Annotated in this window: 18 protein-coding genes and 1 pseudogene; 9 read left to right on the top strand and 10 right to left on the bottom strand. The window is 71.9% G+C overall.

Annotated elements, in window-relative coordinates; genetic code table 11:
- Positions 1–44 precede the first annotated feature (44 nt).
- From S1361_RS07480 to S1361_RS07465, 5 genes and pseudogenes are all read right to left on the bottom strand, one after another.
- Positions 45–950 carry a transposase gene (locus S1361_RS07480; protein ID WP_243769116.1) on the bottom strand — a complete coding sequence of 302 codons (906 nt, stop codon included), beginning with the start codon at positions 948–950 and terminating at the stop codon, positions 45–47.
- 82 nt (positions 951–1032) lie between these two features.
- Positions 1033–1134: pseudogene (locus tag S1361_RS39055) on the bottom strand (transposase family protein); the annotation flags it as partial.
- Between the two features lie 112 nt (positions 1135–1246).
- Entirely contained in the window at positions 1247–1468 is a 222-nt protein-coding gene (locus S1361_RS07475) for a helix-turn-helix domain-containing protein (protein ID WP_208031058.1), read from the bottom strand.
- Positions 1468–1959, bottom strand: coding sequence for a DUF2975 domain-containing protein (locus S1361_RS07470; protein ID WP_208031057.1), 492 nt, complete (start codon positions 1957–1959; stop codon positions 1468–1470). Before S1361_RS07470 ends, S1361_RS07475 begins: the two co-directional genes overlap by 1 nt.
- Positions 1960–2185: 226 nt before the next feature.
- On the bottom strand, positions 2186–2866 hold the full coding sequence (locus S1361_RS07465) for a pyridoxamine 5'-phosphate oxidase family protein (protein WP_208031056.1): 681 nt from the start codon (positions 2864–2866) through the stop codon (positions 2186–2188).
- A 49-nt stretch (positions 2867–2915) separates the two neighbouring features.
- On the opposite strand from S1361_RS07465, the gene S1361_RS07460 reads away from it, so the two are divergent.
- Complete coding sequence (locus S1361_RS07460) at positions 2916–4247, top strand: aminotransferase class I/II-fold pyridoxal phosphate-dependent enzyme (RefSeq protein ID WP_208031055.1); 1332 nt, start codon at positions 2916–2918, stop codon at positions 4245–4247.
- Between the two features lie 58 nt (positions 4248–4305).
- On the opposite strand, the gene S1361_RS07455 is transcribed toward S1361_RS07460, so the two are convergent.
- Positions 4306–5241 (bottom strand): DMT family transporter, encoded by a 936-nt coding sequence (locus S1361_RS07455; RefSeq protein WP_208031054.1) that lies wholly within the window; start codon positions 5239–5241, stop codon positions 4306–4308.
- A gap of 75 nt (positions 5242–5316) precedes the next feature.
- On the opposite strand from S1361_RS07455, the gene S1361_RS07450 reads away from it, so the two are divergent.
- Positions 5317–6219, top strand: coding sequence for a LysR family transcriptional regulator (locus tag S1361_RS07450; RefSeq protein ID WP_208031053.1), 903 nt, complete (start codon positions 5317–5319; stop codon positions 6217–6219).
- A 94-nt stretch (positions 6220–6313) separates the two neighbouring features.
- Here S1361_RS07450 and S1361_RS07445 read toward each other — a convergent pair whose 3' ends face one another.
- Entirely contained in the window at positions 6314–6784 is a 471-nt protein-coding gene (locus S1361_RS07445; protein ID WP_208031052.1) for a pyridoxamine 5'-phosphate oxidase family protein, read from the bottom strand.
- Between the two features lie 98 nt (positions 6785–6882).
- On the opposite strand from S1361_RS07445, the gene S1361_RS07440 reads away from it, so the two are divergent.
- A complete protein-coding gene (locus tag S1361_RS07440; protein ID WP_208031051.1) occupies positions 6883–7527 on the top strand; it encodes a cysteine hydrolase family protein in 645 nt (214 codons plus the stop codon).
- 6 nt (positions 7528–7533) lie between these two features.
- Here the strand turns inward: S1361_RS07440 and S1361_RS07435 are convergent, their stop codons facing one another.
- On the bottom strand, positions 7534–8019 hold the full coding sequence (locus S1361_RS07435) for a Rieske (2Fe-2S) protein (RefSeq protein WP_208031050.1): 486 nt from the start codon (positions 8017–8019) through the stop codon (positions 7534–7536).
- 544 nt (positions 8020–8563) lie between these two features.
- Between S1361_RS07435 and S1361_RS07430 the strand changes: the two genes are divergently transcribed.
- Entirely contained in the window at positions 8564–9265 is a 702-nt protein-coding gene (locus tag S1361_RS07430) for a LuxR C-terminal-related transcriptional regulator (RefSeq protein WP_208031049.1), read from the top strand.
- A gap of 64 nt (positions 9266–9329) precedes the next feature.
- Here the strand turns inward: S1361_RS07430 and S1361_RS07425 are convergent, their stop codons facing one another.
- Together S1361_RS07425 and S1361_RS07420 are read right to left on the bottom strand one after the other, a co-directional pair.
- Positions 9330–10700 (bottom strand): TrpB-like pyridoxal phosphate-dependent enzyme, encoded by a 1371-nt coding sequence (locus S1361_RS07425; RefSeq protein WP_208031048.1) that lies wholly within the window; start codon positions 10698–10700, stop codon positions 9330–9332.
- 139 nt (positions 10701–10839) lie between these two features.
- On the bottom strand, positions 10840–11790 hold the full coding sequence (locus S1361_RS07420) for a DMT family transporter (RefSeq protein WP_208031047.1): 951 nt from the start codon (positions 11788–11790) through the stop codon (positions 10840–10842).
- 243 nt (positions 11791–12033) lie between these two features.
- On the opposite strand from S1361_RS07420, the gene S1361_RS07415 reads away from it, so the two are divergent.
- From S1361_RS07415 to S1361_RS07395, 5 genes are read left to right on the top strand one after another with little or no spacing between them, the layout of a single operon-like run.
- Complete coding sequence (locus S1361_RS07415; RefSeq protein ID WP_208031046.1) at positions 12034–13200, top strand: aminotransferase class I/II-fold pyridoxal phosphate-dependent enzyme; 1167 nt, start codon at positions 12034–12036, stop codon at positions 13198–13200.
- On the top strand, positions 13190–13771 hold the full coding sequence (locus tag S1361_RS07410) for a DUF6190 family protein (RefSeq protein WP_208031045.1): 582 nt from the start codon (positions 13190–13192) through the stop codon (positions 13769–13771). The genes S1361_RS07415 and S1361_RS07410 overlap by 11 nt, the downstream gene beginning before the upstream one ends.
- A complete protein-coding gene (locus S1361_RS07405) occupies positions 13768–14691 on the top strand; it encodes a dihydrodipicolinate synthase family protein (protein WP_208031044.1) in 924 nt (307 codons plus the stop codon). Before S1361_RS07410 ends, S1361_RS07405 begins: the two co-directional genes overlap by 4 nt.
- Positions 14688–15551 carry an iron-containing redox enzyme family protein gene (locus tag S1361_RS07400; protein WP_243769115.1) on the top strand — a complete coding sequence of 288 codons (864 nt, stop codon included), beginning with the start codon at positions 14688–14690 and terminating at the stop codon, positions 15549–15551. Before S1361_RS07405 ends, S1361_RS07400 begins: the two co-directional genes overlap by 4 nt.
- The gene (locus S1361_RS07395; RefSeq protein ID WP_243769114.1) at positions 15548–15826 is read left to right on the top strand and encodes a Rieske 2Fe-2S domain-containing protein; all 279 of its coding nucleotides are present in this window, start codon (positions 15548–15550) and stop codon (positions 15824–15826) included. The genes S1361_RS07400 and S1361_RS07395 overlap by 4 nt, the downstream gene beginning before the upstream one ends.
- Positions 15827–16174 lie beyond the last annotated feature (348 nt).

Genomic DNA, 16174 nt, shown 5'->3' with positions numbered 1-16174 from the left:
GAGGTCCAGGGCTTCGGCGCAGTCGTGTGACGTCGGTTTCGTGATCAGGTGAGTCCGAGGAGGGCGAGCGGTCGAATGGCGTTGCGGGCGTTGCGGGCGTTGCGCCGGAGGCCGGTGGCGATGCTGCTCCTTCCGGCGAGGCGAAGGGCGCCGATGGCGAGGTTGCGCCAGGTAGCCATGGCGCGAGGTGCGGAGCCGGTTCGCAGTTGGGAGGCGTCCTCGGCGAACGTCACGTCTCGGACGTGATGCAGGGCTTCGATCTTCCAGTGGCTGCGGATCAGCCGGGAGAGCTCGGCGGGTGTGGCCTGTTCCGCAGTGAGGCTGGTGACCGCATAGACGGTCTTGATGCTGACCTTGCCGGTCTTGCGGTCCATTCGGCGGCGCTTGTGCTGGATGGCCTGGCGGGCGCGCGGGCGCCGGGAAAGAGCAGGCTGTTCACCGTGCACACCTTGATGCGGCGGATCTCGCCGCGGCCGTGGTCGGCGTCGCGGGTGCGGCCCTGCAGCGGGATGCACTTCCAGGGAAGGGATTTGAGCTGCTTGTGGAGCTTCTTCCGGTTCCCTTTCGCGATCACGATGTAGTGCGCGCTCCGGCCGAGCAGGTAGCTGGCGTGCTCGCGCTGGGTGTGCATGGCGTCGCTGGTCACGACCACGCCCCAGATCGGCGAGGCTTTCCAGCAGAGGCTGGAAGCAGGTGATCTCGTTGGTCTTCTCGCCAACGTCGAGTTGGGCCAGGAGCAAACCGGAGAGGTGGTCGCAGGCAGCGAGCAGATGGATCTTGTGGCCCGTGGCCCTGGCCGCTCCGCGCAGGGTCTTGCCGTCGACCGCCACTGCGTGCAGCTGACCGTCGGCCCCAGCGCGCCGGTCGGCCAGCCAGCGGCCCACCGCCCGGTCCAACGCGTCGCCGTCGATGCGGGCCGGCAGCCGCCGCACCGACGCCTCTGCTGGCACGCACCGCTGGGAACAGCGGATCGGGCTGTACGCCAAGGCGCTCCAGGACGGACGGCGGGGCGTCGTTGATCCACTCACCCACCGCCGGCAGGGAGGTCGCTCCGGCCAGAACCGCGCACGCGGTCAGCGCAAGCACCGCGACCAGAGCGTGCCGTACGCCGCGCGGATCGCGAGGGTCTGGCACCTCGGCCAGTCGCTCCAGCAGGCCCGGGGAACTCCTCAGGCACGGCCCCGGGATGCTCGCGGAGTTGGTCAAAGGCAAGCGGGATCGGCGATGACGCGTCGACAGGCACGGTTCATTCGCCCGCGGTGTCCTCGGTCTCCCAGCGCAGCAGGTCGCCTGGCTGGCATTTGAGCACCTCGCAGAGGGCGGCGAGCGTGGTGAAGCGCACCGCCTTGGCGCGGCCGTTCTTGAGTACCGCCAGGTTGGCGGGCGTGATCCCTACGCGGTCCGCGAGGTCGCCCACGGACATCTTCCGCCTGGCCAGCATCACGTCGATGTCGACGACGATCGGCATCAGATCACCTCGTCCAACTCGGCCTGCATCTGCGCCGCTTCGACGTCGCGCGCGACGGCCTGGGCGAGCAGCATCCGCAGCACAAGCACGATGAGCGCGACCCCCAGGACGGCCACGCCTACCCCGCCCATGATGAGGGTGACGCCCGGGTCGTCCCGCTGGCCCGGAGCATTGAGTGCCGTGACCGCGAACCACACGAGGGCAGCCGCGACGATCGCGCCGATCACGATGTCCACGTACCGGAAGGCGGCGTGGGAGAACACGGTTCCGCGTCGCACCATCGACACCAGCCGCCATACGCAGACCACGGCGACCTGGACCGAGACCATGCCCAGGATCGTGATCACGCGCAGCGGGGTCAGCGGAAGCGCCCCGTCCTCCGGATCGCTCCCGGTGACCAAGGCCCACACCATCCCGGCCTGTACGAACACGGTGCCGGCGAGCATCACCACGAGCACGGTGCGCAGCGCACCCACTGTCAGCTTTCCCACGGCCCATCCTTCCATCGAGTTGCGATGGGAATCTATCGAATATCGATAGGTGAAGCAAGGGCTGAGAGGGAGGGGGCGGCGGTCTCGCACCATGGCGGGGTACCGCCGCCCCCTCCCATGGCATGGCGTGCACACGAAGGTTCTTGCTCTGTCGAAGTTGGCCTCGCTCAGCCACAAATCGGACGCCATCCGACTACGCCGAAGCCTTGGGTGTGACCCGGTGCCGTCACAGCGCCGCCAGGTACTCCGGCAGCTCGATGCCGGGCGCCAGGTCGGCGTTGCGGACCGGCGCGTCGTAGCCCTTGCGGAGCGGGACGACCCCGGCCCAGTGCGGCAGGGAGAGGTCCTCCGGCTCGTCGTTGGCGCCGCCGGTGCGGACCTTGGCGGAGACCTCCTCCAGGTCCAGGCGGATGACCGCGGTGGCGGCCAGCTCCTTCTTGTCCGCGGGCCGGGAGTCGGCGGAGCGGCCCGGGACGACGTGGTCGACCAGCGCGTCCAGGGCGATGCGCCGCTCCTCGGGGTCGGTGACCTCGTGCGCGACGCCGTGCACCACGACCGAGCGGTAGTTGACCGAGTGGTGGAAGGCCGAGCGGGCCAGCACCAGCCCGTCGACATGGGTGACCGTCAGGCACACCGGCAGGCCCGGGTCGGTGGCGCCGGCCATCCGCAGCGGCCGGGAGCCGGTCGAGCCGTGGACGTAGAGCCGCTCGCCGACCCGGCCGTACAGCGTCGGCAGCACCACCGGAGCGCCGTCGCGGACGAAGCCGAGGTGGCAGACGTACCCCTCGTCCAATATCGCGTGCACCAGCTCCCTGTCGTACGACGCCCGGTCCGCCGAGCGCGTGGGCACGGTCCGGTCGGTCGGGGCGTAGGCGGCGGTCCGGGTGTCCTCGGTCGGGTGCTGCACGGCGGTCCCTCCATTGCGGCGAGTTTTGTACTAGTGCATAATGTGTTTTGTGCTAGGAGAGTATCGGATCGAAGGGCGGGGCGCAGCCGAGATTGCGGCCGGTGTCGAGCGGGCGGTGGGCTCCGGTGAGCTTCAACCGGGCCAACCACTGCCTCCCATACGGGAGTTGGCGGGTCAGCTCGGCGTGAACCCGAACACGGTGGCCGCCGCCTATCGCATCCTGCGGGAGCGCGGGGTGATCGAGACGGCCGGCCGCCGTGGCAGCCGTGTCCGCCCCAAGCCGGCCACGACCGGCCGCGAAGAACTGCGGGTGCAGGTGCCGCCGGGAGGCCGTGACCTGTCCACGGGCAACCCCGACCCGGCCCTGCTGCCCCGCCTGGCCCCGGCCCTCGCCGCGGCGGCCGAGCAGGGCGACCGCCGGCCCGTCCGCTACGGCGACGACCCGGTGGACGCGGACCTCGCCCGCGTCGCCCGCGCCGAACTCGACGCCGACGGGGTCCCCGTGGGCCCGCTGACCGTGACCTCCGGCTCCCTCGACGCCATCGAACGCGTCCTCGCCGCGCACCTCAGACCCGGTGACACGGTCGCTGTCGAGGACCCCGGCTGGGGCAGCCTCCTGGACCTCGTCCCCGCCCTGGGGCTGCACACGGCCCCGGTCGGCGTGGACGACGACGGACCGCGCGCCGACGACCTGCGCCGGGCCCTGGAGGCCGGCGCCCGCGCCCTGATCGTCACCGCCCGGGCGCAGAACCCGACCGGCGCCTCGGTGACCGCCACCCGCGCGCGTGCCCTGCGTGCGGCGCTGCGCGACCACCCGGAGACCCTGCTCATCGAGGACGATCACGGCCACGGCATCGTCGAGCTGCCCCTGCACCCCCTGGCGGGTGTCACCCGGCACTGGGTCTTCGTCCGCTCCGCCGCCAAGGCCTACGGCCCCGACCTGCGCCTCGCCGTCCTCGCCGGCGACCCCGTCACCGTCGACCGGGTCCATGGGCGGCTGGGTCTGGGCCCCGGCTGGGTGAGCCTCCTGCTGCAGCGGACCGTGGCCCACCTGTGGACGCACGGCGCGGTGGACCGGGCGGAAGTGGCGCGGTCGTACCGTGCCCGCAGGACCGGGCTGGTCGACGCGCTGGCGGAGCGAGGCGTCACGGCCCACGGCCGCAGCGGCATGAACGTCTGGGTGCCGGTGCCCGACGAGACGGGCGCGATCGCCCGCCTGCTCCAGCGGGGCTGGGCGGTGGCCCCGGGGGCGCGCTTCCGCCTGGCCTCCCGGCAGGCGGTCCGCATCACCGTCTCACCGCTGGGCGAGGAGGACATCACGCCGCTGGCCGACGCGGTGGCAGCGGCGGTACGGCCGTCGCCGGCCCGCGTCTACGGCTGACGGCGGCTGAGAGGGGTGGCGGGGGCGCGGGAAACCACGACTCGCGCCCCCACCCCCTTCAGGCGCCCTTGCCCCGCACCTGGGTGAGCGCGGCGCCCGCCAGTACGACCACCGCGCCCACCGGCGTCGTCCACCGGAGCGACTCCCCGAGAATCGCCACCCCCGCAGCCGTGGCGATGACGGGAATGAAGTACGTGACCATCTGGGCGGTGGTGGGCCCGACCTCGGCGACCAGCCCGTACTGGATCAGCACCGCCAGCCCCGTCCCCAGCACCCCCAGCCCGGCGACGGCCAGCAGCGGAACGAGGGCGAAGTGCTCGGGCACGCTGGTGAACAGGGGCGTGACCAGAGCGAGCTGCACCGTGGCGAGCAGCAACTGGCCGCCCGTCATCGACAGATGGGAGTTGCCGGTGCCGGCCAGCGTCCGCCGGACGTAGATCCACCCCACCGGATAGCTCAGCGAGGCCAGCAGCGCCATCGCCGTCCCGGTCGCGTCCAGCCCGTGGAAGCCCTGCCAGGCCCCCAGCACGGTGAGGACGCCCAGGAATCCCAGCCCCAGCCCGGCGACCCGCACCCGGGTCGGCCGGTCCTCGGACAGGGCGACCAGGGACAGGGCCATGCCCCACAGGGGAGAGGTCGCGTTGCAGATGCCGGCCAGGGTGGACGGGATCGTCAGCTCGGAATAGGCGAACAAGGAGAACGGCAGGGCGTTCAGCAGGAACGCGGCGACCGCCATGTGCCCCCACAGCCGGGCCCCGCGCGGCAGCCGCTCCCGCTTGACCGCCATCGCCGTCACCAGGACCGCCGTACCGAACACCAGCCGCCCGAGGGTGACCTGGAAGGGCGCGTACCCCTCGGTCCCCACTTTGATCAGCAGGAAGCTGAAGCCCCAGATCAGGGACAGGGCGCCGAAGCGGAGCCGCCAGTCGAGGCGCGCGCGGGGGCGGGCGGGTGCGGGGGGCCGGGTGCGGGAGGAGGTGGTGACCGTGCTCATGCCCTCCACTGTGCGGGAGTCGAACCTCGTAGCGCAATCGAGATTTCTCGCCTGGTACCTCTTAGAATCACTTACATGTTGAATCTGGAGCGCCTGCGCACCCTCGACGCACTGGCCCGGCACGGCTCGGTCAGCGCCGCCGCCGAAGCGCTGCACGTCACCACGTCCGCGGTCTCGCAGCAGCTCGGCAAGCTGGAGCGGGAGATCGGCCAGCAGCTCCTGGCCAAGAACGGCCGGGGCGTACGGCTCACGGACGCCGGCCGGCTGCTGTCCGAGCACGCGGCACGCATCCTGTCGCAGGTCGAGCTGGCCGAGTCCGACCTGGAGGCGCACCGTGGCCAGGTCGTCGGCGAACTCCGGCTCTCGGCGTTCCCGACCGCCGCCCGCGGCCTCTTCCCCGCCGCGCTCGGCGCGCTGCGCACCGAGCACCCGGGGCTGCGCGTGCGCTCCAGCGAGCTGGAGCCGGAGAACGGCATCGCCGGTGTCGTCCGCGGTGATCTCGACCTCGCGGTGGTCCTGGACTGGTACAACAAGCCGATGCCCGTGCCCGACGGTCTCGTCAAGGCGCCCCTGCTCGACGACCCGGCCGATGTCGCCCTGCCCGCCGGGCACCGGCTCGCGGACCGGGACGAGGTGGACCTCACCGAGTTCGCCGAGGACGAGTGGATCACCTGGGGCGAGGGCGAGTTCTGCCACGAGTGGCTGATGTTCACCCTGCGGTCCAAGGGCGTCGAGCCGATCGTCGGCCACCGCGCGGGCGAGACCCACACCCAACTCGGTCTGGTGGCGGCCGGACTGGGTGTGTGCATCGTGCCGCTGCTGGGCCGGCACCCGGTACCCGAGGGCGTGGTCCTGGTACCGCTCAGACCGCGCGTGCGACGCCACGTGTACGTGGTCTGGCGGGCGGACGCGGACCGCCGGCCCTCGATCCGCGCGGCGGTGGAGGCGCTGCGCACCGCTGCGCGGAAGCTGGGCTGAGGTCAGCGGTCCGCGCCCGGGCCCGTCTGACGCTTCGCGTCGCGCAGAAAGGGCGGCCGTGCGTCGCACGGCAGACGGCAGTGGTCGGACAGGCCTAGGCCCCGCCCAGCTTCCGGAAGTCCCACGAGACGATCGTGTCCGGGGTCAGCCGGGCCCAGGCGTGCCGGCCGTCGTGCGGCATCTCGTCCAGGCCGAAGTTCTTGCGGGCGAACAGCGTCTCGGCCGTGTCGAGTTCGGCGCACAGCTCGCCCCGGCGCGGGACCTCGCCCACGAACTCCACCCGGCCGGACAGCTCGACCCCGCGCAGCTGGTCGTACTCCTCGCCGGAGTCGACCACGACGGCCACCCGCGGGTCGCGGCTCAGCTGGGCCCAGCGCCGGCTGCGCACCACCGAGTACAGCCACAGCGAGGTGCCGTCCCAGGCGAACCACAGCGCGCTGACGTGCGGTGTGCCGTCGCCGGACACGGTCGCCACCCGGCAGGTGCGCTGGGTGGTCAGGAACTCGTCCAGCTCGCCGGGCGTCATCATGATCTTCCGGCCCCTGCGCTGCTGAGTGACGGACATGCGGCCCCCTCTTCTCCCACGTCGTGTCAGAAAACTATCGTGATCCTCTGACATCACGTCAGAAAAGAGAAGCCGTCGTCTTCAAGGGGGCACATGTCATGCCGTCGTACGAGCGACTCGGCGAACTCCTCGACCCGGCGAGCACCGTCCTGCTCACGGTGGAGTGCCAGCGGGGGGTCGTCGGACCCGACAGCGCCCTGCCCGAACTCGCCCGCGAGGCACGCTCCTCGGGCGCCCTGCGCAACGTGGCCCGGCTGGTCGCCGCCGCCCACGAGAGCGGGGTGCAGGTCATCCACGCGGTCGCCGAGCGCCGCCCGGACGGCCGGGGCGCGAACCGCAACGCCCGCCTGTTCCGGGCCGCCGAACGGCTTCCCGTGCACCAGCTGAGCGGCAGCACGGCGGTCCGGGTCGCGCCCCCGATCGAGGTCACCGAGGAGGACTTCGTCGTACGGCGGCTGCACGGGCTGTCCCCGCTCCACGGCACCGACGTCGACGCCCTGCTGCGCAACCTCGGCTGCCGCACGCTGGTCGTCACCGGGGTGTCGGCGAACGTCGCCGTCCCCAACGCGGTGTTCGACGCGGTCAACCTCGGCTACACCGCCGTCGTCCCGGCCGACGCCATCGCGGGGGTGCCCGCCGAGTACACCCCCGCGATGATCCGCCACACCCTCGCGCTGGTCGCCACCATCGTGACCACCGACGAGGTGCTCGGCTGCCTCACCCGCGCGCGGGAGCGGCGCTGAGCCCCCTCAGGCCAGCTTGATCTCGTCACCGGAGACGGTGATCTTCGCCGCGGCCAGCGCCTGCGTGGCGGGCCCCTTCTTCACGCTGCCGTCCGCCGCCGAGAACTCGCTGTTGTGGCACGGGCACAGGATCACACCGTTCGCCACGCTGCCCACCGAACAGCCGCGGTGGGTGCACTTGGCGGAGAACGCCTTGTAGGTGCCCGCCGTCGGCTGGGTGACCACGACACCCTGTTCCTTGAAGATCTTGCCGCCGCCCTCGGGGATGTCCGCGGTCTTGGCGAGCGCGGTGCCACCGGCCGCGGCGCCACCGGCCGCGGAGCCGCCGTCCTGCGTGGACCCGGTGGAGGCGTTGGATCCCGACCCGGTGTCCGAGGAGTCGTCGCCCGAACCGCAGGCGGTCAGCGCGGCGGCGAGCCCGGCCGCTCCGGCCGCCGCCACGACGGTACGGCGGCCCGGTCCGGCCGCGGGGTGGAGCGATGCGCTGGTCATGTGGGGATTCCCTTCCGCGAAGCTTCTCCTGGTCCGTCATGGGGTACGGCCGGGGGAGCGCGGCCGTTCAGACGGGCACCCGGATCCTTCCCGGCCGAGCACCGCCACAGGCCACCGCGTGACCCGGACGGCCGCCAGGGACTCGTGACGATCTTCGCCGTGGGTCGGCGCGACTGGATTTCCGCCAGATTTCGCCTGTGTTCCGGACAAGGTGGCGCACAGGCTCGGGGCAGGTCGCGCTCCGGCCGCCGCGACTGAGGTGGCCGCGTTCCGGTTCCGGTGCGGGGAGGCGCCGCGCGTGGCCGTGTACGGAGCCGTCGAGCACGGTCCGCATCTTCGCGTTTGCGGGCCTCGCATTTTTCGCGCGGCCATTACGAGTAAACCCGCTGCACGCGGAGTGTTCGGCACCGTTTACCGCCTCACCGGTGGGAGTCGGCGGCTTGTCGTCTATCCTTCGACCTCGGGGTTCCGGCACCAATGCGCTTTCGACCGCGTTCGTACAGGTGAAGATCCACTTCTTCGGAAAAGACGGGGGAATCGGCACGTGGAGAACTTAAAGTCGCAACAATCTCCGGAGATCACTGTTATTCGCGTCCTCATTCTGGACGCGTCGCCGATCACGCGCAGCGGCCTGGGGGCGGTACTGCGCTGCAAGTCGGGTATCGACGTCGTGGCCGAGGCCTGCGACCACCACGAGGCGGTGACGCTGATGGCCGAGACCAAGCCGCACGTCGTCGTCCACACCGTCGAGAGCCCCAACGGCTGCTCGGCGACGCTGCGGCAGGCCAAGGGCTGGCAGGGCAAGGTGCTGGCACTGGTCAGCGACTCCCTGTGCGACTCCGCGGCACTCGGCCTCATCGGGAAGGAAGCCGACGGAACGCTGCTGCGCAGCGCGCAGGTCGACGACCTGGTGGCCGCGCTGCACATGCTCGTGGCCGGCTACTCCCTCTTCCCGGCACCGGTCGCCGCGGCCGGGCCGGCCGAGCGCCGGCTCCCGCCGGCGGCCCTCTCCCCTTCCGCGTTGCCGAGGCCGAACTCGGCCTCCACGCCCTGCTCGCTGACGCCCCGAGAGCACGACGTGCTGCGCCTGCTCGGCCGGGGCCGCACCAACGCCGAGATCTCCGCGCAGCTCACGCTCAGCGAAAGCACCGTGAAGTCCCATGTGCAGAACCTGCTGGCGAAACTGGGGCTGCGCAACCGCGTGGAGGCGGCGCTGTACGCCGTCGAGGCCGGGCTGGTCGACTGACCGCGGTCGGCGCCGGGCCATCGGGCCGCGCACCTGTGGACGGGTGCGCGGCCGGAGCCCCGCCTCAGACCGGGATCTTCGCCGAGGGCAGCTCACCGAGGGCCCGCTCGATCTGCGCCTGGTCCGGCTCGTGGTCGGTCAACGTGTGGGCCAGGTAGGAGTCGTAGGCCGCCATGTCGAAGTTGCCGTGCCCGGAGACGTGGACGAGGATCGCCCGCGCCTCGCCCGCCTCCCGTGCGGCCAGCGCCTCGTCGATCGCCCCGCGCACGCCGTGGGCGGACTCCGGAGCCATCACGAAGCCCTCGTTGCGTGCGAAGAGCACGGCCGCGCTGAAGATGTCGGTCTGCGAGACCGAGCGCGCCTGCACGTGGCCGTGCTGCACCAGCGTCCCCATGGTCGGGGAGCTGCCGTGGTGGCGCAGGCCCCCGGCGTGGATGGGGGCGGGCATGAAGTTGTGCCCGAGGGTGAACATCGGCAGCACCGGGCCGAGCGAGGCGGTGTCGGGATAGTCGTAGGCGTAGGTGCCCCGGGTGAGGCTGGGGCAGGCGTCCGGCTCGACCGCGACGAAGCGGGTGCCGGAGCGCTTGCCGGTCAGGGTGTCGTACAGGAACGGGTAGGACAGGCCGGCGTAGCCGGAGCCGCCCCCGACGCAGCCCACCACCACGTCGGGGTAGTCGTCGGCGATCTCCAGCTGCTTCTTGGCCTCCAGGCCGATCACCGACTGGTGGATCAGTACGTTGTTGGAGATCGAGCCGAGCGCGAAGCGGGTGTCCTCGCGGCTGAGCGCGTCCTGCACGGCCTCGCTGATGGCGATGCCGATCGATCCCGGGGAGTCGGGGGCCTCCGCCAGCACCGCGCGCCCGGCCTCCGTGAGCGGACTGGGCGACGGGTGCACCTCGGCACCCCAGGTCTCCATCAGGATGCGCCGGTAGGGCTTCTGCTGGAAGGAGGAGCGGACCATGTAGACGGTGACGTCCAGACCGAACAGCGAGCCCGCGAAGGACAGCGCCGAGCCCCACTGCCCGGCCCCGGTCTCGCTGGTCAGCCGGCGTACACCGTCCTCGGCCGCGTAGAACGCCTGGGCGATGGCGGTGTTGGGCTTGTGGGACCCCGCGGGTGAGACGCCCTCGTACTTGAAGTAGATCCGGGCCGGGGTGTCCAGCGCGCGCTCCAGCCGCGTCGCCCGGTGCAGCGGGGAGGGCCGCCAGATCTGGTACAGCTCGCGCACCCGGTCCGGGATCTCGATCCAGCGCTCCTCGGAGAACTCCTGCTCGATGACGCCCTGGGGCAGCAGCCCTGAGAGGTCCTCAGGACGCAGCGGCTCCAGCGTCTGCGGATGCAGCGCGGGCGGCGGACTCGCCGGCAGGTCGGGAACGATGTTGTACCAGTGGTCCGGAAGGTCTGCGGCGCTCAGGACGACATGCGTGACAGTCATGGATTTCGCATCCTCACGGGAGGGGGAACGAGATGCGGCGCGGTGGCGCCGAAATGCCGGATGGGGTCCTGCGGGGGACCTGGCCCCCTCATGCTAGAAATGCGGATCCTGGCCCACCACCAGGCGAAATAACGAAAGTTCAGCCGTCGTCATCCGCCGTCGGTACCGGCACTTTCGGATCTGCCGGACCGGGTTCCGGTCCTTGCGACGCGGGCGCCCCGGCCGCCTGTCCGGCGTCTCGGGCCGGCGCGGACAAGCCCGCGCTGAGCCCCGTACCGACCAGAATGCTGCCGGTGACCTGGGCCGCGCCGAGCGTGCCACTGCCGACGATCGGTGCGGTGAACGCCGCCGCGACCGGGATGAGCCCGGCGAACAGGCTGGTCGCCTCCGGGCCGAGGGTGCGCAGGCCGAGGTAGTAGAAGATGAACGCGGCGGCGGTCACCGCCACCGCCAGGTAGCACAGGGCGCCCAGTTCGCGCGCGTCCGGCCAGCGCAGGTCCCCGCCGGGCAGTTCGACCGCCGCGGTCAGGACACCCATCTCGACCGTGGCCAGGACGCAGACGTAGGTCGCCACGGGGATCGCCCCCAGCCGGGGCAGCAGGGGCACCGCCAGCAAGGTGAAGGAGACCTCGCCCAGCAGGGCCAGCAGGGAGAACCCGAAGCCGCCCGCGGTGCTCCGCCCGAAGCCGATGAGCAGCGCGGCACCGGCGACCACCAGGGCGGCCGAGGCGATCAGACGCCCCGATATCCGGCGCCGGCTCAGCAGGGGACCGGCGATCGCCACCAGCAGCGGGGTCGCACCGACGATCACGCCGAGTACGGCGGGCTCGGCGGAACCCAGTGCGGCGAGGCAGGCCAGATTGAAGCCGACCAGGCCCGTCCCGGCCAGCAGCGCCAGCAGCGCCCACTCGGTTCTCGTCGGCCGCGGCCAGGGCACGCGCCCGACGAGGGACAGCAGCGACAGGCTCAGAGCGCCCAGAGCGAAGCGCAGGGTCTGGCCGCTCAGGAACGGATAGTGCGTCAGCAGGCTCGTGGCCACGAAGGAGGTGCCTGCCAGCGCGGTGCCGAGCGCCGCGTAAAGCGCCCCCACGGTCCGAGAAGGCGCCGTTCCCGCCGCCGGCCGTCCGGCCCCGCCCGATTCACTTGAGGTCATGCGGGCAGGTTATTGGCGGAATAAGCTATTCCACCAGCGTACTTTCGGATAGTCCGCCGTTTGACTCCGCCAATGGTTCCTCATCATTTCTGGCGTGGTCCCGGCCGCTCGCGCTCCCTACCATTCCAGGCGTCATCAGCGTCATCAGCATACGAATGCCGTCCTGTGCGAGGAGCGGATATGTCAGCCCAGGATTTGATCGACCTCACCCAGCACGAGATCAAGGCACTGCGCACTCGGTACAACCTGGCCGACGCGCATACGCATCAGCGGCAGTCCGGCAGCCAGGACAAGATCGTCTCCCGGCTGCCCGCGCTGTGGTACGAGTCGGAGGAACGGCAGCAGGCGCATTTCGAGCGGCAGTTCACCGAGGCGTTCTTCCGCTTGCACGGCCAGACGACCGCGCCCGGCCTGGGCCGCACCCTGCTGTCGTATGCGGCCAGCGTCTCCACCATGGTCGCGGCGATGTACCTGCGCCGGCACGACTACACCGTCTCCCTGGTGGAACCCTGCTTCGACAACCTGGTGGACCTCCTCAAGTACCTGGGGACGCCGCCCGCCGCCCTGCCCGAGGAAGCGCTGGCGGACCCGGACACCGTGTACACGGAGCTGACCCGCCTGGTCCGGACGGACGCGCTGTACCTGGTCGACCCCAACAACCCCACCGGCTTCACGCTGTTCACCGACGGCGGCCGGGGGTTCGAGGAGGTCCTGAGGTTCTGCCGCGACCAGCGCAAGCTGCTCGTACTGGACTTCTGCTTCGCCTCCTTCGCCCTGCACAACGGCCTGGCCCAGCGCCCCGACGTGTACCGGATGCTGGAGGAGTCCGGCGCCAGCTACCTCGCCATCGAGGACACGGGGAAGACGTGGCCGGTCCAGGACGCCAAGTGCGCCCTGCTGACAGCGAGCGCGGACATCTACGAGGAGGTGTACAACCTGCACACCTCCGTGCTGCTCAACGTCTCCCCGTTCGTGCTGAACTTCCTCACCCACTACGTCGAGGACTCCGTCGCGGACTCCTTCGCCTCGGTGCGCGAGGTGATCGACACCAACCGGGCCACGCTGCGGCGCGAACTGCCCGGCTCGGTCCTGGAACTGCTGGACGCGCGGGTGGACACCAGCGTCGCCTGGCTGCGCATCCTGCCCTCCGGCCTCACCGCGAAGGACGTCCACGCGCGGCTTCTCCAGGCCGAGGTCTATGTGCTGCCGGGGAACTACTTCTACTGGGACAACCCGGGGCGGGGTGAGCGCTACGTGAGGATCGCGCTGGCGCGCCCGCCCGAGCAGTTCGCGGCCGCCGTACGGGTCATCCGCGAGACCCTGGGCTCCGCCTCCCATGAGCGGTGAGGCGGGCGCCCCGCTCCCGGGGGCCGTCCCGGGCCTCGGGACGCTCATCGATGCTTCGCTGTTCATGGGCATGCACAGCACCGACGACAGGGTCAGGACCGCCTGCAAGAACTTCTTCGTCCGGCAACTGGCGGCGCACCGCCCGCTGGCCATGACGCTGGAACAGGTGGGACTGTGCGACGACCTGATCTGGCGGCGGCCGCGCGCGGTGCAGGACGCCTACTACCCCTTCATGGACAACCTGCACAGCGAACTGCGGATCGCCCGCTTCGGCCTGCGGCGGGGCGACGTGCGCACCGCGCTGGAGGCCGCCGCGCTCAGGGACGTGCCGATCGCCGACGCTCTGCTGCTGGCTCCGGCCGTGCACCGGGGCGGCCGGCTGCACAGCGTGTCGCCGCGTCTGCGGCGACGTCCCGGTGCCGGAGCGCTCCTGAGCGCGCCCCCGGACGGTCCGGAGGAGGCGTTCCCTCCTCGGCTGGAGGAGTTGTACCGCCAGTCGCTGGCACTGCGCGTCGACCTGGCCGCGCTGGACCGCATTTCCTGTCCCGACGACGATGTGGACGCACCATGACGAACGCTGAGACCCCGCAGACGTCCCCGGTGCGGCCGGGCACCGGCGTCGCCCTGGAGGCCGGTGCGGCGCGCGCCGCCTCCGGCCGCCCGCACACCGCGGCCCCCCTCTCCGGCGTGGTCGTGCCGCTGGTCACTCCGCTCGACCGGCAGGGCCGGGTCCGCGCGGACGACGTGGCACGGCTGGTCGACTCGGTCCGCGCCGAGGTGACTGCTCTGATGCCGACCCTCAGCTCGGGCGAGGGCTGGCTGCTGACCGAGGCGCAGTGGCGCGACATGGTGGCGGCCACCGTGCGCTGCGCCGGCGGCCTGCCGGTCATCGCCGGCGTCCAACTGCCGGACACCGGCGCCGTGGTGGCCCGGACCCGGCTCGCCGCCGAACTGGGCGCCGACGCGGTGGCGGTCACCACGCCCTTCGGTGCGGGTGTCGGCCAGGAGGACATCGTCACCCACTATGAGCGGGTGCTCGACGCAGGGTCGCCGGTGGTCGTGTACAACGAGGAGGCCCTGTCCGGGAACCGCATCGAGGCCGGGACGCTGGCACGCGTCTGCCGGCTCCCGGGTGTGATCGGGGTGAAGGAGTCCAGCGGCGACCCGGCGTTCACCCGGCAGTTGGTGGCGGCCGGCCTGGGCGTGCCGGTCTTCGAGGGCTGGGAGAACCTGCTGTCCCAGGTCCCCGGCGTGGCAGGGTTCATCGGCCCGCTGGCCAATCTGGAGCCGGCGCTGTGCACGGCACTGCTGCGAGACCCGACGCCGGCGCTCCAGGCCGAGGTCGACGCGGCGTGCGAGACGTACGGCATCCTGCGCGACGACTGGTACCTGCACGTCAAACGCGCCCTGGTGGCGCGAGGCGTCATCGGCACGGACACCACGGCCCAGGACGCTCGCGCGGCCGCCGCGGCGGCGGAGGCGGCGCCGTGATCGCGAGGACGGGCGGGGCCCCCGCGCTGCCGCGGTCGGCCACCGTGCAACAACGGCTGTACTGGCACAACCGCACCGTCCCCGACGCCGCGGGGTATGCCGAACTGCTCGCGCTGGAGGCGGCTTGGCCGCGCGCCGAGGCGGACGCGCTGGCGGACGCGGCGCCCGCCTTCGGCTCGCTGGACGACCTCCTCGACGCACTGGAGCAGCGCCTGCGCGGCGAGGAGAACGATCCCTCGCCCAGCGAGCGGTACCTGGCCGAGCACGCGACGGCGGCCGAGTTCACCTGTGTCGCCGGGCAGTTCGCCGTGGACGGGCTGGTGGAGTCGCAGTCGCACCTGGGCGTGCTGCCGCGGCTGACGCCCCGGGCCCGCATGGCGGTGATGCGGGTGCTCATCGACGAGTTCGGGTGCGGCAACGAGGCGCAGGAGCACGCCCGGCTGTACGAGCGGCTGATGGTGGAGCTGGGACTGTCCACCGACCCCTTCCACCACGCCGCCAGGGCCTGCGAGGAGACGCTCGCCTACGTCAACCTCTTCCACTGGCTGGCCTCCCGGGCGCCCACCCCCGACTATTTCCTCGGCGCCTACGCCTACTTCGAGTCCAGCGTGCTCTACGGCTTCCGCTGCTACGCCGCGGCCTGCGCCCGATTGGGCATCGCCAACGGCCAGTACTACGAGGAGCACCTGCACATCGACGCGTTCCACAGCCGCGAGATGCTGACCGCGCTGCGCGCCTGGGACCGGGAGCACGGCGCGGACCTGGACAGGGTCTGGGCCGGGATCGAACTGACCAGTGCGACCATCGCCCGCGCCACCGAGGCGGCAGTGAGCCGGGCCCGCGCCGAGGCCGGCCGGTGAGCGGCTCGGAGAGGGCGGCCGGGCGGCCCCGGCTGCGCCAGGTGGACGCCGACACGGTGGCCGTGGAGTGGCAGGGCCCCGATGGCCGGGACGGCGTCCTCGTCGACGCGCGCTGCCCGCACCGGGGCGGCCTGCTGCGGCACGCCCACGTGAACGCCGCGGCGACCCGCCTGGTGTGCCCCCTGCACCACTCGGCCTTCGACCTGACCGACGACGGCACCCAGACCTCCGGTCCGGCATGCCGCGCACTGCGCGTCCGCCCTCTGCCGCAGTGAGCCGGGCGGCGGGCCCCGGTGCGGTCGGATCACCGGGTCACGTCTTCCACGGGGCCGAGGGGACAGCCGGGACCGGGACCGTCAGCCGCACCTGCGCCGCCGAAGGGTGCCGCCGCCTCGCAAACGTCCCGCGCGGCCGTCCCCCCCCGGCCCGGCCCGGGCGAGACGGTCGTGCGGACCCCGCGGCGGTGGGCGGCGGCCCCGGAGGACGGCTCCCACGTGCCGCGCCACCCCTTGGCGCGTCGGCTCGGTACTCGTCACCAGTGATCACCCTCGGTTACTATGCTCACTTCATGCCCGAGGCCGGAACCAAGGGGCGGACGGCCAGGGACGGTCCGCTCCCCGGAG

This window comes from Streptomyces cyanogenus (assembly GCF_017526105.1).
Classification (GTDB): domain Bacteria; phylum Actinomycetota; class Actinomycetes; order Streptomycetales; family Streptomycetaceae; genus Streptomyces; species Streptomyces cyanogenus.
This window is presented reverse-complemented; position numbering and strand designations above follow the sequence as displayed.